The 15,819-nt window shown below is 37.6% G+C and carries 15 protein-coding genes; 5 read left to right on the top strand and 10 right to left on the bottom strand.

All coding sequences use genetic code 11. The features are described from left to right. Positions 1–132 precede the first annotated feature (132 nt). From GXZ93_01775 to GXZ93_01755, 5 genes are all read left to right on the top strand, one after another. Positions 133–816 (top strand): FAD-dependent thymidylate synthase, encoded by a 684-nt coding sequence (locus tag GXZ93_01775; GenBank protein ID HHT78520.1) that lies wholly within the window; start codon positions 133–135, stop codon positions 814–816. Beyond that, positions 809–1,720, top strand: a complete 912-nt coding sequence (locus GXZ93_01770) for a DUF1385 domain-containing protein (GenBank protein ID HHT78519.1) — start codon at positions 809–811, stop codon at positions 1,718–1,720. The genes GXZ93_01775 and GXZ93_01770 overlap by 8 nt, the downstream gene beginning before the upstream one ends. A gap of 2 nt (positions 1,721–1,722) precedes the next feature. Further along, positions 1,723–2,811 carry a peptide chain release factor 1 gene (prfA, locus tag GXZ93_01765; GenBank protein HHT78518.1) on the top strand — a complete coding sequence of 363 codons (1,089 nt, stop codon included), beginning with the start codon at positions 1,723–1,725 and terminating at the stop codon, positions 2,809–2,811. Between the two features lie 2 nt (positions 2,812–2,813). After that, a complete protein-coding gene (gene prmC, locus GXZ93_01760) occupies positions 2,814–3,737 on the top strand; it encodes a peptide chain release factor N(5)-glutamine methyltransferase (protein ID HHT78517.1) in 924 nt (307 codons plus the stop codon). Between the two features lie 171 nt (positions 3,738–3,908). Next, positions 3,909–5,213 carry a hypothetical protein gene (locus GXZ93_01755; GenBank protein ID HHT78516.1) on the top strand — a complete coding sequence of 435 codons (1,305 nt, stop codon included), beginning with the start codon at positions 3,909–3,911 and terminating at the stop codon, positions 5,211–5,213. 39 nt (positions 5,214–5,252) lie between these two features. On the opposite strand, the gene GXZ93_01750 is transcribed toward GXZ93_01755, so the two are convergent. From GXZ93_01750 to GXZ93_01705, 10 genes are all read right to left on the bottom strand, one after another. Further along, positions 5,253–6,527 carry a serine hydroxymethyltransferase gene (locus tag GXZ93_01750; protein ID HHT78515.1) on the bottom strand — a complete coding sequence of 425 codons (1,275 nt, stop codon included), beginning with the start codon at positions 6,525–6,527 and terminating at the stop codon, positions 5,253–5,255. A gap of 85 nt (positions 6,528–6,612) precedes the next feature. Further along, positions 6,613–7,224 carry a threonylcarbamoyl-AMP synthase gene (locus GXZ93_01745; protein ID HHT78514.1) on the bottom strand — a complete coding sequence of 204 codons (612 nt, stop codon included), beginning with the start codon at positions 7,222–7,224 and terminating at the stop codon, positions 6,613–6,615. A 184-nt stretch (positions 7,225–7,408) separates the two neighbouring features. After that, complete coding sequence (locus tag GXZ93_01740) at positions 7,409–8,032, bottom strand: V-type ATP synthase subunit D (protein HHT78513.1); 624 nt, start codon at positions 8,030–8,032, stop codon at positions 7,409–7,411. Next, positions 8,019–9,452 (bottom strand): V-type ATP synthase subunit B, encoded by a 1,434-nt coding sequence (locus tag GXZ93_01735; protein ID HHT78512.1) that lies wholly within the window; start codon positions 9,450–9,452, stop codon positions 8,019–8,021. Before GXZ93_01735 ends, GXZ93_01740 begins: the two co-directional genes overlap by 14 nt. 19 nt (positions 9,453–9,471) lie before the next feature. Continuing rightward, entirely contained in the window at positions 9,472–11,232 is a 1,761-nt protein-coding gene (locus tag GXZ93_01730; GenBank protein ID HHT78511.1) for a V-type ATP synthase subunit A, read from the bottom strand. 43 nt (positions 11,233–11,275) lie between these two features. Continuing rightward, positions 11,276–11,596: a hypothetical protein gene (locus GXZ93_01725; GenBank protein ID HHT78510.1), complete on the bottom strand. Its 321-nt coding sequence runs from the start codon at positions 11,594–11,596 to the stop codon at positions 11,276–11,278. After that, positions 11,586–12,674: a hypothetical protein gene (locus GXZ93_01720; GenBank protein ID HHT78509.1), complete on the bottom strand. Its 1,089-nt coding sequence runs from the start codon at positions 12,672–12,674 to the stop codon at positions 11,586–11,588. The genes GXZ93_01725 and GXZ93_01720 overlap by 11 nt, the downstream gene beginning before the upstream one ends. A gap of 53 nt (positions 12,675–12,727) precedes the next feature. Further along, positions 12,728–13,297 carry a hypothetical protein gene (locus tag GXZ93_01715; protein ID HHT78508.1) on the bottom strand — a complete coding sequence of 190 codons (570 nt, stop codon included), beginning with the start codon at positions 13,295–13,297 and terminating at the stop codon, positions 12,728–12,730. 20 nt (positions 13,298–13,317) lie between these two features. Next, a complete protein-coding gene (locus tag GXZ93_01710) occupies positions 13,318–13,782 on the bottom strand; it encodes a V-type ATP synthase subunit K (GenBank protein ID HHT78507.1) in 465 nt (154 codons plus the stop codon). Positions 13,783–13,798: 16 nt separating this feature from the next. Then, on the bottom strand, positions 13,799–15,808 hold the full coding sequence (locus tag GXZ93_01705) for a V-type ATP synthase subunit I (GenBank protein ID HHT78506.1): 2,010 nt from the start codon (positions 15,806–15,808) through the stop codon (positions 13,799–13,801). Between the last annotated feature and the right edge of the window lie 11 nt (positions 15,809–15,819).

The raw sequence follows: 15,819 nt of genomic DNA, 5'->3' as shown, positions 1-15,819 counted from the left end.
TAAATAATATTATATAAAAATAATTTTAAGAGGTTTTTCTCTCTGCCATATTTGTCAGATTTGAATTAAACTGATCACCGGCGAAAGGAAATATCTGAATTATAATGCCATTTTAATTTTCCGGGAATTATTATGAAAGTAAAATTGATAAGATATACACCTGATCCTGAAAGACTTGTTGCCATTGCGGCAAGATTATGTTATTCACCTGTAGGAGTTGAAGATCTTGATGAAAAACTGGATATTGAATCAGCCAGGAAACTTGTCAGATTTGTTATTAAAAGCGGACATCACAGTACTACCGAGCATATTTATTTTTCTTTCGGAATCGAAGGTATTTCGAGAGCTTTAAGCCATCAGCTTGTAAGGCACAGGATAGCATCTTTTAACCAGCAGTCCCAGAGATATGTCAAATTTATTGATAATTATGAGTATATTCTGCCGGATTCAATAAAAAATAATAAAAAGCTTAGCGACAGATTCAGCAAACTTGTTGCAGATACCCATAAATTTTATGAAGATATGGTAAATGAGGGAATTGAAGCCGAAGATGCGCGCTATATCCTGCCGAATGCCAGCGAAACGAAGATGATTGTTACAATGAACGCGCGTGAACTCATGCATTTCTTTACAGTCCGATGCTGCAACAGAGCGCAGACAGAAATAAGGGAGCTTGCAACCATAATGCTTAAGGAAGTTAAAAAGGTTGCTCCTTCAGTGTTTGAAAATTCAGGCCCCGATTGTCTGAGAATGTCCTGCCCTGAAGGCAAATATTCCTGCGGCAATCCTCCGAAGGCAAGTGATTTTGATGCCTGAGGCTAAAAAGAAAGTCTGCGATATCGGAGGGCAGGCCGTCATAGAGGGAGTAATGATGAGAAGCAGAAACTTCTGGTCCATTGCTGTAAGGAAACCCGATGATACAATTGCGACAAATGTCTACAAATCGGAACCTGTATCAAAAAAACACAGATTTCTTGGCTGGCCTTTTATAAGAGGCACGGTATCGCTTGTTGAAAGCATGTCAATAGGTTTCAGGGCTCTTAATTATTCGATAAATGAGTCGACAGGTGAAGAAATCAAATTTTCAAAAAAAGAAATGGCGATTTCTGTAATTGTGGCCGTTCTTTTTACCGTAGGTGTTTTTTTTGTTCTGCCGACTGTAATAGGCAGAAGTTTCCAGACAAGAATAGAAAACTCTTTTTTATTCAATCTTATTGAAGGAGTAATAAGGATTGTTTTCTTTCTGTCATATATACTTATAATATCTCTTTTAAAAGATATAAGAAGGCTTTTCCAGTATCATGGTGCCGAGCATAAGACAATTGCCGCTTTTGAACATAATGAAGAGCTTGTACCTGAAAAAATAAGCAGATATACAACCATGCATATGAGATGCGGAACAAACTTCCTGCTGATAGTTATGTTTGTGGCTGTTTTTGTATTTGCCATACTGGGCAAGCCACCGATTTATCTCAGAATAATTTCAAGAGTTCTTCTTATGCCGGTAATAGCAGGAATATCTTATGAATTTATAAAAATTGCCGGAAAATATTCGGATAACAGATTCGTAAGAGTTCTTTTTTATCCCGGCCTTCTTCTTCAGAAACTGACAACAAGAGAACCTGATGTCAAACAGGTGGAAGTTGCAGTTGCTTCTTTTAAAAAAGTACTGGAAGCGGAAGCTTTACTGAAAAATTCAAAATCCGATAAAGGGTGCTGATTATGGCAGAACTTGAATTGCTTGAGAAAATCGAAGTTTATGAAAAAAATTATTCCGAGATAATGCAGAAAATGGCTGAAGCCGGCAAGCACAATGATGTTGAGACAATAAAAGAATGCGGGAAAAAAATAGCTGATCTTGAAGAAATAATAGATCTTGCCAAAAAATACAGGACACAGCTAAATGCAATCGAGGATGCCAGAGAGCTCATTAAAAATGAAAAAGATGAGGAAATGAAAGAATTTCTCAGGGAAGAGCTTGCAGGCGGCATAGAGGAAAGAGAAAAGATAGAAAAACGGATAAAAAGATTTTTAACCCCCAGGGACCCCAATGACAATAAAAATATTATTGTTGAAATAAGAGGAGGAGCGGGAGGAGATGAAGCAGCCCTTTTTGCCGGAGATCTGTACAGAATGTATACCAGATATGCGGAAAGCAGAAAATGGCAGCACATAGTTCTCAGCTCAAACCCCCAGGGCATAGGCGGCTTTAAAGAAATAATATTTGAGATAAACGGCAAAGGCGCATTCGGCAATATGAAATATGAATCAGGAGTACACAGGGTTCAGAGAATACCTGTAACGGAATCAAGCGGAAGGATTCATACATCTACCGTGACCGTGGCAGTCCTGCCTGAAGCTGAGGATGTCGATATCCAGATAGACCCGAACCAGATAAGAATTGATGTTTTCAGATCAAGCGGACCGGGAGGACAGTCTGTGAATACCACTGATTCTGCAGTTAGAATCACCCATGTTCCTACAGGGATTGTAATATCGTGTCAGGATGAAAAATCCCAGCTGCAAAACAAGGAAAGAGCTTTGAAAATACTCAGGGCAAGACTTCTGGAAATTGAACAGCAGAAACAGTTTGACCAGGAAACACAGATGAGACGTTCCCAGATCGGTACGGGAGACAGAAGCGAAAGAATAAGAACTTACAATTTTCCCCAGAACAGGATTACAGACCACAGAATTAATTATACTACCCACCAGCTTGGCTCAATCCTTGAAGGCGAAATGAATGAACTTATAGATGCGTTGAAGCTTGAAGATGAAGAAAAGAAACTTGAGCAGATAGGAACTGCTTAGAATTGCAGAAGCAAGTCTGGACTATAAACAAACTGATTACATGGGCTATAGAATTTTTTAAACGGAAAAACATCAGCAATCCGAGATTATCCGCAGAACTTCTTCTTTCATATGTCCTTGGTTTTACAAGAATGGAACTTTATCTTCATTATAATATGGTACCGGAAGAAAAACAGCTGAAAAGATACAGGGAACTTATATTAAAAAGATTGGAAAATGTTCCTATCCAGTATCTGACAAAGGAAGCTTTTTTTCGGAAATTAAAGCTTTTTGTAGATGAAAGAGTTCTTATACCCCGTCCTGAAACAGAACTTCTTGTGGACGAAGCACTGGAAAAACTAAAGATACTTTCTTTGAAAAAGAAAATAATAAAAATCCTTGAAGTCGGCATAGGAAGCGGAGCTGTTTCCTTGAGCATCATTACCGAAATGAAAAAAATCTGCCCCGAAGTCTCCGTTGAAGTCATGGCTACAGAAATAAGCGCAGCAGCAATTGAAGTTGCAGACAGGAATGCCAAACAGATTTTAGGAGAAGAATATCCTGCTATTTTAAAAATTTTTAACTGCAATATACTTCCTGAAAATAATTCTGATCATGGCGATGAGTTTTCTTCTGAATTTGACATGGTGATTGCAAATCCTCCATATATAAAAAAGGCGGATTTTGAAAACCTTCCTGAAGAAGTGAAAGAGCATGAACCCAGGGAAGCTCTTGTTGCCGGCAGTGCAGGCACCGAGGTCTATTCTGCAATACTGGAAAGAATACACGATTATATGAACAGGGAGCAATCTTTTATTATTTTTGAAACCGATCCTCTGGTATGCAGCGATCTTAAAAAAATATCGGAAAACAGATATAAAAATGCATTAATAGAAGTTAAAAATGACTATAATGATCTGGCTAGGGTATTGATCATTTCGCTATGATGAAGCGAAGACAGAGTCTTATTTTTTTTGTAATAATTTTTAAATTTGCTATAATTTTTTAGGATTTTTTTATGTAATTTTATAAAAGAAAAGTATCTGAAAATATTTTTTAAACAGATTTATACTTAATTCATAAAAACATTTTAAAAAGAATCGGTAAGAGGCGTAAAAATGAATCCCGTAATAGTTTCATTGGTTATTTTTCTTGCAACCTACATTATAATCGCGACTGAAAAAGTCAACAGAACAGTTATTGCGTTTCTCGGAGCCTTGCTCCTGATTGTTTTCAAAGTATTTACCTTGGAAGATGCGATAGGATATGTCAGCTGGGAGACAATAGGCCTCTTGTTCGGAATGTTTATTATTGTAGCTACGCTTTCCGACTCCGGGTTTTTTACCTATCTTGCACTAATCGTGGCAAGGATGCTTAAATATTCCCCGTTAAAGATCTTCCTTGTTTTTCCAATAATCACATTTCTGCTTTCAGGTTTTATGGACAGTATTACTGTGATGTTATTTTTTGCAACCCTGACTTTTGAACTATGCAAGATGCTTAAAATGGATCCGATTCCTCTTGTGATAACAGAGGTTGTTCTTGCAAATATCGGCGGGGCGGCAACTCTTGTAGGAGATCCTCCCAATGTTATACTCGGACTTAAGCTGGGATTTTTCTTCAATGATTTCGTTGTTCATAATGGTCCGATAACCATAGCAGCAGCGGCAGCTGCGCTTGGATATTGTTTTCTTGTCAACAGAAAAAATATAAAGGTCGTGGGAAACGTTCCCCTGGATGAAATAAAGAAAATGGATCCGGCATCTGCGATAACCGATAAAAAGGAATTTAAAGCAGGTCTTATAGCTTTTGCCGTTGCTGTTATCCTGCTTACTACTCACACATATATAGAACAGTATCTGCACATACCCCTGATTGTTCCGCTTGCTTCAATGCTGCCCGGATTTGTCATGCTGGTATTTATGGGCAAAAAAGCTGAAAAAATAATTGCAAAGATAGACTATGAAGTCATCCTTTTTTTCATAGGATTGTTTATGGTTGTAGGCGGTCTTGAACATTCAGGTGTAATAAAAGTTATTGCAGATTTTGTGAGCAATACTTTTAAAGATAATCCTGCAGCACTGCTAAGTACGCTTTTATGGGGCTCAGGAATTGCAAGCGGAGTAATAGATAATGTGCCTTTTGCGCTTTCCATGGCTTATGTTCTTGCAGATCTTGCAAAAGTAATCACTGTTCCTGCGCTGTCAATAATGGTCTGGGCGACTTCGCTTGGAACAGATATAGGTGGCAACCTTACCCCTATAGGGGCATCTGCAAACCTAGTCGCATATTCCGCAATGGAGAAAAAAGGCACTATAATAGGCTGGGGGAGATGGATAAAACTCGCCTTGCCGGCATCTATTCTTGCCCTGATGGTGGCCAATTTACTTATTTATGTTAAATATATAATCGGCTGGTACTGATAATAAAACATCACCATCAAGAAAGATTTGCATCTGCTTTTAATATGTATACACGGGGTAATCAAGCGCAAGCTTTCTGGCTTTTTCTTTTATCGGAGCTATTTTTGTTTTGTTTTGCCAGTTCTTAAGCACAAATGAAATCCACTCTCCGATTTTGAGCATTTCTTCCTTACCCATCCCTCTGGTGGTAGCTGCAGCTGTACCTATTCTGATACCGCTTGTCAGGGTCGGATTAAGCCTGTCAAAAGGAATTACATTTTTATTCAGGACTATATTATGTGCAGCAAGGGTTGAGGAAGCATCCTGGCCGGTCATTTCAAGAGGCTCAAGATTAATCAAAAACAGGTGATTGTCAGTTCCTCCCGAAACTATTTTAAATCCGTCATTTCTCAGATAGTCGCAAAGTATTTTTGAATTTTCAATGATATTTCTTGCATACTTTTTAAAATCAGGTTCAAGAACTTCCCTGAAAGCAACAGCTTTGGCCGCAATCATATGAACAAGAGGCCCTCCCTGGGTGCCCGGAAATATCCCTGTATCAAGAAGTGTTGAATATTTTTTATCTGAAACTATAAAGCCGCCTCTCGGCCCCCTAAGGGTTTTATGAGTTGTCCCTGTTGTAAAATCTGCCAGGCCGATTGATGTGGGATGAACTTCCCCTGCAATCAGGCCTGCTATATGGGCAATGTCTGCCATGAGATAAGCTCCTGTTTCGTCAGCTATTTCCCTGAATTTTTTGAAATCTATTATTCTTGGGTAAGAGCTGGCTCCTGCTATTATAAGCTTAGGCCTGATTTCTTTTGCCATTTTACGTATATTCTCATAATCTATCTGCTCTGTTTCCCTGTCTACATTATAGAAATGGATTTCGTAATAACGGCCTGAAATATTCATTACATTGCCGTGGCTCAAATGTCCGCCATCTTTCAGGCTCATGCTTAGAATCTTGTCATGAGGTTTGAGTATTGCCAGGAATACAGCAGTATTTGCCTGAACTCCTGAATGCGGCTGAACATTGCTATATTCGCTGTTAAAGACTTCGTTAAGCCTGTTTTTTGCCAGGGTCTCTATTTTATCAACGTATTCACATCCCTCATAATATCTGTGTTTCGGATATCCTTCGGCATACTTGTTGGTAAAAACCGATCCCATTGCGCTCAGAACTGAAGGAGAGGCATAGTTTTCGCTTGCAATAAGAGTAATGTTCTCATTCTGTCTGTCAATCTCTTTATTTATTATTGCTTCAACTTCTTTATCGGCTTTGTTATTTAAAACCGGACTTCCAATATTAAGAATTCGCACTTGGTTTTCCATTCCAAAAAAATAAGATTAAATAAAAATAAATATATAAATATCAAAAAATACTTCTAAAAAGCAAATGAAATAATTATATTTTTATTTATAATTTTTGCAATATGTCATCAAAGGGCACAGCTCCCTGTCTGACAAGTTTTGGAAAATCAGCATCATCGCTCATGTCAATTATAGTGGATTGTATTCCAAGCAGCTTATTTTCATGCTCAATGACCATATCTGCATTTTTTAGAATTTTATCAGGAATATGGCATATTTCCAAAGGAATTTTACCTGTTCCCGAGATGTTTGCGCTTGTTGATATTACCGGTGCCGATTTATCTATAATTTGTCTTACATAATCGAATTCCGCCATTCTTATCGCAATGGTATCTCTTTTTCTGTCTGTGAGCTTTTTCAGTTCAGGATTTTTTTTAAAAATTATTGTAAGAGGCTTTACGTCTTCTTCATCCCAGAAGAAATCCGTCAGGGTTTTTGAATTCTTGACTAAACCGGCAGTCAGCATGTCAAGAGTTTCTTTTCCGGAAATAAGGATAATAAAAGGCATTTCTGCAGGTCGATCTTTCATATTATGAATTTTTTCTGCTGCTTTTTCTGAATCAAACCTTGCGCTGATTCCGTACATGGTTTTTGCCGGAAGTATAATTACCTTATCATTATTTAACATGCCGGCTATTAACCCGATATTTTGTTCCATAAGCTGCCGGTCTGAAGTATTTATCTTTATTAATTTTTTATCAGGTATGACATACATTTAAAAATATAATATTTGTTTTAGAAATAAAATGAATAAAAAATTCTCTTAATAAAAAATTCTCCCAGAAGATTTTAACAGAATAAGCAGGCAGGCAGAATCATAAATTTCTAAAAATGATTTGATATTAATGCTTTCTTACAATGTCTTTGACTTTCATCAGTCTGACTATGCTTGACCTCTCAGTTTCCTCAAGCTTCATTGTTATGAAATTAATAGTCTCATCCAGATCGGGTATGAGTTTGTATTCAAGCGCATTGACTCTTCTCCTGGTTTCTTCTATCTGGCCGGCAAGCAGGTGCATTGCTTTTTCTTTTTCAGCGAGACTGAAAAGGGATTCCAGGAATTTTTCAAACTTTACAAGCGATACATCTGTTTCACCGCTTGTATTAAGAAACCCGTACGGAATCATTTCACCGCTTACTTCCTTTTCAAACACAGGCACCCTGACACTTATTATATTCTCCTCTGTAATTGCTACATTTACTTTCTTGACAGGAGAAAGTAGTTCCTGCTCAGTCTGGAAAGGGCCCATCTTTGCTTTGGCAAGCATAAATCCCTCAAGTATGGATTGGAACTCATCTTCAATTTCTGTCCTGAGATTTTTTACTTCTTCAATCATGGAAAGAAGATGTCTTAAAAGCTCATCCTGCTTGTCTTTAAGAAGCTTGTGCCCTCTCTGTGCTATTTCAAGGCGCTTCTTTATTCTGAGAAGCTCCATTCTTGTAGGATTTATGTTAAGAAGCATTATCAGCTCCTATACCTTTTTCAGAACTTTTTTGATCATCAGTTTCTTTTTTAAATAAAGGAAGATACTTTTCAAGGAATTCATCCCTTATTCTCTTGAGTTCAGTTTTCGGGAATACTGAAAGCAGTTTCCATCCCAGATCAAGAGTCTGGTAAATGGTTCTGTTTTCATATTCTCCCTGAGATACATAAAAAGCTTCAAAATCTTCTGCAAATTTAAAGTATATTTTATCAATATCGCTTAAAGCAGCTTCTCCAAGTATTACTGCAAGCTCCTGGACTTCTTTCCCTCTTGCATACGCTGCATATAACTGGTTAAAAAGATCCGCATGGTCTTCTCTTGTTTTGTCTGCGCCGATTCCTTTATCCTTTAACCTTGAAAGTGAAGGAAGAACATCTATTGGAGGTGAGATTTTCTTTTTATGCATTGATCTGGATAGAATTATCTGTCCCTCGGTTATGTAACCTGTAAGATCCGGAATGGGATGAGTCTTGTCGTCTTCAGGCATTGTGAGGATAGGTATCTGGGTTATTGAACCTTTTTTACCCTTGATTCTTCCTGCTCTTTCATAAATTGTGGCAAGGTCGGTATACATATACCCGGGATATCCTCTTCTTCCGGGAACTTCTTTTCTTGCCGCAGATATTTCTTTTAATGCTTCGCAGTAATTTGTCATATCTGTCATTATGATAAGAACATGCATATTCTTTTCAAAAGCAAGGTATTCAGCGCAGGTAAGCCCGACTCTTGGAGTCGCAATACGCTCAATTGCAGGGTCGTCTGCAAGATTTAATATTAGTACGGTTCTGTTTATTGCGCCTGTTTTGGTAAAGTCCTCAATAAAATACCGGGATTCTTCAAAGGTAATTCCCATTGCTACAAAAACCACGGCAAATTCTTCTTCTTTCCCAAGAACTGTTGCCTGTCTTGCGATCTGGGCCGCAATCCTGTTGTGAGGCAGGCCTGAACCTGTAAAAACAGGAAGTTTCTGCCCTCTTACGAGAGTGTTTAAACCATCTATTGCAGAAATGCCCGTTTGTATGAACTCATTCGGGTAATCTCGCGAATACGGGTTTATAGGCGAACCGTTGATATCAAGGCTTTTTTCCGGGAGAATCTGATCTCCGGCTGATTTAGGTTTTCCAAGACCGTTGAAAATTTTCCCCAGTATATCGGGAGACAGATACATCTGTATGCCTTTACCGGTAAATTTGACGCTTGTTTTTTCAGTATCTATACCTGTTGTCCCTTCAAAGACCTGTATAAGAGCCTTGTCATTATTAACCTCAAGAACTCTTCCATTTCTTGAAGTGCCGTCACTCATTTTTACCTCGACAAGCTCTTCATATTTTACGCCTTCTACATCTTCCACAATCATCAGCGGACCTGATATGTTTGTAATGCTTCTGTATTCTTTTAACATCTTAACCTCTTGTGATTATTTATTGCTTAATCAGTGAATTGAACTCATCATTGATTTCTTTTTCCAGTTCATCTATTCTGGCTGTTTCAGTATTGGGAATGTATTTCATTCTTGCGATTTTTTCTCTTACGCTGACATTTTCCAAATCTTCAATATCTGCACCGTTTTTTAAATAATATTGCGCCTGCTTATAGAAATAAATGATTGTTTTTATCATCCTGTATTGTTTTTCAATGGTGGAGTAGGTGTCAACATCATGATATGCGTTCTGATGAAGAAAATCTTCTCTTATCATTTTTGCGGTAAGAAGCACAAGTCTGTCCTGTCCGGAAAGCGAATCAATGCCCACAAGTCTTACTATCTCCTCAAGCTCAGATTCTTTTTCAAGAAGATTCATTGCCTCGGACTGCATATCGAAATAATCTTCCCTGACATTGTCTACAACAAAATCTTTTATATTTTCATTATAAAGAGAATATGAATTCAGCCAGGATATTGCCGGGAAATGTCTTGCATAAGCAAGGCGGGCCTCAAGAGACCAGAACACTTTTACTGCTCTCAGTGTTGCCTGAACGACAGGGTCTGAAAGATCTCCGCCCGGAGGTGATACTGCTCCGATTACCGTTATTGCTCCTTCAAGCTCATCTGTTTTTTGAAGGCATTTTACGCAACCGGCTCTTTCATAAAAAGATGCAAGTCTTGCGCTCAGATAGGCAGGGTAACCTTCATCGCCGGGCATTTCTTCCAGTCTTCCCGATATCTCTCTCATTGCCTCCGCCCATCTTGAAGTTGAGTCTGCCATCAGGGCAACGGAATAACCCATATCTCTGAAATATTCCGCAATTGTTATTCCCGTATAAACAGATGCTTCCCTTGCTGCAACAGGCATATTGGAAGTGTTTGCAATAAGCACCGTTCTTTTCATAAGAGGCTCACCGGATTTTGGGTCTTTCAGTTCCGGAAATTCAAGGAGAACTTCTGTCATCTCATTGCCACGCTCACCGCAGCCTATATATATAATTACTTCAGCATCTATCCATTTTGCCAGCTGATGCTGTATTACGGTTTTTCCTGAGCCGAAGGGGCCGGGCACACATGCAGTCCCGCCTTTTGCGATAGGGAAGAACATGTCAACAACCCGCTGTCCTGTAAAAAGAGGAACTGAGGGATTGATTTTTTCACGATAAGGTCTTGGAATTCTGACCGGCCATTTCTGTACCATTGTTATATCTTTATCCGATTTTCCGTCATTTATTACCGCAATTTTTTCTTCGATGGTAAAAGATCCGGAAGATATTTTTACTATTTTTCCGGATAAACCGGGAGGAACCATTATATAATGTTTAACAAGGCTTGTTTCATTTACATAACCAAGAAAGTCTCCCTCTTCCACTGCCTGTTCCTCTGAAACAAGAGCTGTGAAATCCCATTTTTTCTGCCTGTCAAGCGCTGGAACCTGTATACCTCTTGAAATAAAGTCACCTTCCTGTCTGAATATGACATCCAGGGGTCTCTGGATTCCGTCGTATATTGATTCAATCAGGCCGGGTCCAAGCTCCACGGTCAGCGGGAAATCAGTTAGAAAAACCGGCTCCCCGACTCCTATTCCTCCGGTTTCCTCATAAACCTGTATTGATGCAAGGTCGCCGTCTATTTCAATGATTTCGCCCATGAGCCTGCTTTCAGAAACAAAAACAACATCATACATCTTGGCGCCAGACATATTTTTCGCTACCACTAAGGGACCGGCAACCTTAACAATATTGCCAATTTTTTCCATTTGGTTACTCCTAATTATTTAAAAGATAAATTTTATTTGTAAATCATTTATCGGCAAATAGATCAACACCCATTGCCCTGACAACCGACTGCCTAAGCAGCTCTATGGCAAAATTCTCTTTTTTGCCAAGACCCGGTATCACAACGATTGAGGGCAATGTCCTGTTCATATATTTTTTTATTACAGCATTTACCTCAAGGGCAACATTTTCAGTAATAAAAATAATTGCATAGCCCTCTTTAACCAGTTTTTCAAGCTGTTCCTCCGGTTTTAAATTCTTGTTTATGGGGAATATCTCTATGCCTATCGCCTTAAAGATAAGCATTATATCCTTTTCCCCGAAAGCAGCTATTTTAGCTTTCACTTAAAAACTCCGCCTTATGTTGGATATTTCTTTTTTCTGCATGGTATTTGATTCCCATATAAATCATGTTTAAAACTATAAGCTCTGTCTTTTTTCTTAAAAAGAAAGCAAATATCTTTTCAGGATTGGAAACTGAATACTTAATATGGTCAAAAAACCTCAGATTAAATATGCTCTCATTTTTTTCAAAAGAGAAGAACGATTCATAAGAATATAATGAACGGGTACCTTTTATCGCTATTTCTTTGTAAGCAGTCTTTTCAAGCGCTTTTGCCAGGTAATCAGGGTCTTTTGATTCAATGGATTTAAAAAAATCAGAATCAATAAATCCCCCGGGATATAAAAAATCATCATACTTTAAATCTTCACCGGCAAATTTTACCCTGTTTATGTTTTTAATGTTCTGGATATCAATCCAGTGCTTAAGATAATCAGTCAGCATCCTGCTTCCGGTGTTTGAAATCTCTTTAATGATAAAGCTGATATATTTTTTTTCAAAAGCGATTTCTGTTTTTCTGAAATTAATACTTTTTTCTTCCTCAGGAACCGTTTCGCTTTGGAATTCTTTTTTCAGCTCAAGCATGTAGTTGATTATTTTAAGGAATAAGCCCGTATTTTTACTGTCCGCATCGATGCTTTCCTTTTTTAAAAAATCCATTAGCTCATCATAGGAAAAATCCAGCGGGATAAAAAGATTTTCCAGATTGGAATTAAGTATTAATGATTTCAGGCCCAGCTTGAAGTCGTGGAGATATTCTTCCAAAAATAATAAATATATTAATGATTTATGCCTGTCTCTCAGCCTCTCAAAAAGAAAATCAGCTATTTCCTTATATGATTTAAGCAGAAAGACATCCATGTCTCTTTCTTCATCAATAAGATTTATTTTTCCTGCATAGAATGTTTCTGAAAGGGTTTTTAGAAAATCATCAGTATTGTCTGAAGCAGCCATTCTCTCAAGCTTTGAATTATCAATGAATTCATATTCTCTGGCTTTAAGTTCAGCGCAGGTGAAAAAATAGCTGCTGTCATCTGACAGCTCATATTTTTTTACATCTGTTTTTACAGTATCTTCCATTGATTAAAGAAATATTTGTTAAAAATCAAATTAAATTTATTAAAAACGATCATTTAAAAAAGTAATTTTGATATCTGCATCTTCGTATCCTCGGATTCAGGATCAATAAGATTTCTTTCCGAAAAGTAATATTCTTTTCTTCCTTCTATAATTTTCAGTCCTTTGTCAAAATCAGGCTCTTTTTCTGATTTTGTAATTCTTTTACTGCCGAATATCCTGCTGACGACTGAATCAGTAATTCTTTTTTCATTTTTACCTGTCTGGTAAACAGCATTTTTAATATTTATGTCACCGGCGAATTTTAAAAGCGGTTTTTCAATTCTGTCCATGTCAATATTTTCAAGCCGGTCTATTATGCTTTTTATAATTTCATCTACTATTTTTATTTTTTCCAGCAGGAATTTCTGATTTAAGTGAGAATTAAACTGCGTGATAAGAAAATCATGCTCACGTTTATATGTTTCAAGCGCAAGCTCATTTCCATTGGAAAGTATTGTCTGTACGGCATCCTCTGCTTCTTTTAAAATAGTCTCGGCTTTTTTCCTGGCTTCTGCAAGAATTTCTCTTTTCTCATTCTCGGCATCTTCTATTAATTTCTTTGAAACATTTTCAGTTTCTGTCATATCTTCACCTTTTAATCCAATTACAATTTGACAGCATTTATAAGGAAGAAGCTTATTAATAATCCAAGTACGGCGTATGTCTCAACCATTGCAGCGAAGATAACGCCTTTAATTACTTCCTTCGGTCTTTTTGCAGCAAGGTTAACACCGGCAGCTGCTACTTTTCCCTGATATATTGCAGAAAACAAACCTATCAGTCCTACGGGAAGAGCTGCGCAGAGAAGCTGAAGCCCCTGTAGCATTTCTGTTATTCCGGCAATTTTTCCGACAATAAGGAAAGCTGCAACGAATCCATAAAAACCTTGTGTACCCGGCAATACAACCAGCAGGAAGAGGCCTCCGAATTTAGACGGATCTTCTGAAAGCACTCCTGCTGCGGCTTTGGCAGGAAAACTTATTCCTATTGCTGAGCCAAGTCCTGCGGAAAATGTTGCGAATCCTGCACCTACTATTGCTAATAGTATACCTAGAGCGGCACCTGTCATTTTTCCTCCTAATAAATTAATCTTTTATTGATATATATTTATGTTCTTCTTTGAATACTTCAAAAGGCTTTCCTCCGCCTTCATAAAATTTTGAAAAGAATTCCACATACTGAAGCCTCATGGTATGTACAAATCCGCCCAGCATATTAATTCCCAGATTAAACATATGGCCGAATATAAGGCCAACTACCAAAATAATTATACCTATTACCGGAATTGAACCTATCTGAAAAGCAATTTTATTTACTGCTGTTCCTATTCCTGCCGTTACAAGTCCCAGAGCCATTAACCTGATATATGACAGAAAATCTCCCAGGAAAGAAGTTATTCCGCTTACTATCGTCAGATTTAAAAATCCCATAAAAAGCCTGAAACCCCATTTTTTCTCATCTCTTGCTCCAAACAATATGATTACAAGAGCTGCGGGAAGTATGAGCCATATTAATACTTTCGCAACAGAGGCGGAAAACAAAGGCTCGCTTACAAGCTGGATATTTACAGCAATCTCTGTTGATAAAAGTATTATTACAAGAGAGACTACTATGACTATCCAGGGAAGCGCATCAAGGAAAACCACCTTGTATTCTTTTCTGAAAAGATTATCAAAAAACTTTATTAAAAGTCCAAAAATTACCTGTATTACACCCAAAAGCAATGACAGCCTGAAAAAATTCATTGCCCCCTCTGTTTTCAGCGGGTCACCCAATATGGCAAATCTGGAGAAAAAACCGTTAATTCCAAGATAGCCAGGGAGATCTCCGAACCAGCCATTAAAAACGGCTCCTCCCAGAATGGTGAAAATCCCAAGGATAAGCACAAGCATGGGAATATTTTTTGAACCTTTCATTTTAAAGAAAAGCAGGATGGAAACGGCGACAAATATTAAACCGTATCCTGCATCTGTCATGCACAGGCCAAAGAACAATGCAAAAAAGATCGATATATAAGGTGTGGGATCTATCTCAAAATACTTTGGTACGCCATATAGATTTATTATAAGTTCAAAGGGTCTGAAAAACTTTTTGTTTTCAAGCACTGTAGGCACTGTTTCACCTTCTTCAGGCTCAACGGGTATCAGTCTTGTAAAGTTAAAGCCGTTAATTATATTATAAAGGGTTTTCTTATCATCTTTTTTTATCCAGGCTGTGTAAAAGGAAACATTATCAGTGGAAAATCCGTAATTCAGCGCCCATTCTATTTCCAGATTATTCTCCAGATAATCCAGATATATTGTCAGGGTTCTTTCAAAGTCTTTTTTATAACCTTCCAGCTTTTTCCTAAGGCTATTATTAATATTTTCCAGATGGGCCAGTTTCTCTTTAAATGAATCCGTATTTTCCTGCACAGTTCCGAAGTAGCCTTTTATGTCAGCCTCTTCAAATGCTATAGCTGACAGATAATCCCTGGCATCAGCTCTGACCTCGGAATGATAAGCCAGAATAATATAATTCAGGTTCAGATTATTGTTTATTACCTCACAGGATATCTTCTTTTTATCAAACTCGGAGCATATTTCTTCAAAAACATTCTTTCTTGCTTTGATTACTCCAAGCTTTATTGAATATGAATCATGATCACCAAGAAGTTCAAGCCTGTTTTTAAATGAAGACCATAACTCAAGCTGATTTATTTTAAGGGTTATTTCAGTAATCTTTGCATTATTGGAGCTTATCTGCTTATCAATGGAAATTATTTCATCAATTATTTCTTTATTGTCTGTGAGGGAAGCAATGCTCTCATACTCATGATTTGAAACGACTATCTTCCCGGCTTTGGCAGCCATTTTCTTACTGATCTTTTTCTCATATTCTGCCAGAATATCAAAAGCTCTTTTTGCCTTGATATTGATATCCGGTACCGTAAAGTCCTGCTTTTGAAAATCCGGAACTGATTCATCAGTATTTTTATCTGTTTTGAAATATGGCTTTAGCTCAATAAGTTCTTTTTTCTGTAAAAACCTGAGAACTCTTGCTTCTTCTGACTTATGGGTTACTATTAAGTATTTTTCAAGTCTGGCAACTGCCATAACATCAATTC

The organism is Actinomycetota bacterium (assembly GCA_012837825.1).
Classification (GTDB): domain Bacteria; phylum Actinomycetota; class Humimicrobiia; order Humimicrobiales; family Humimicrobiaceae; genus Humimicrobium.
The sequence above is the reverse complement of the archived record's forward strand: the minus strand, read 5'-3'. Positions and strand labels throughout refer to the sequence as shown.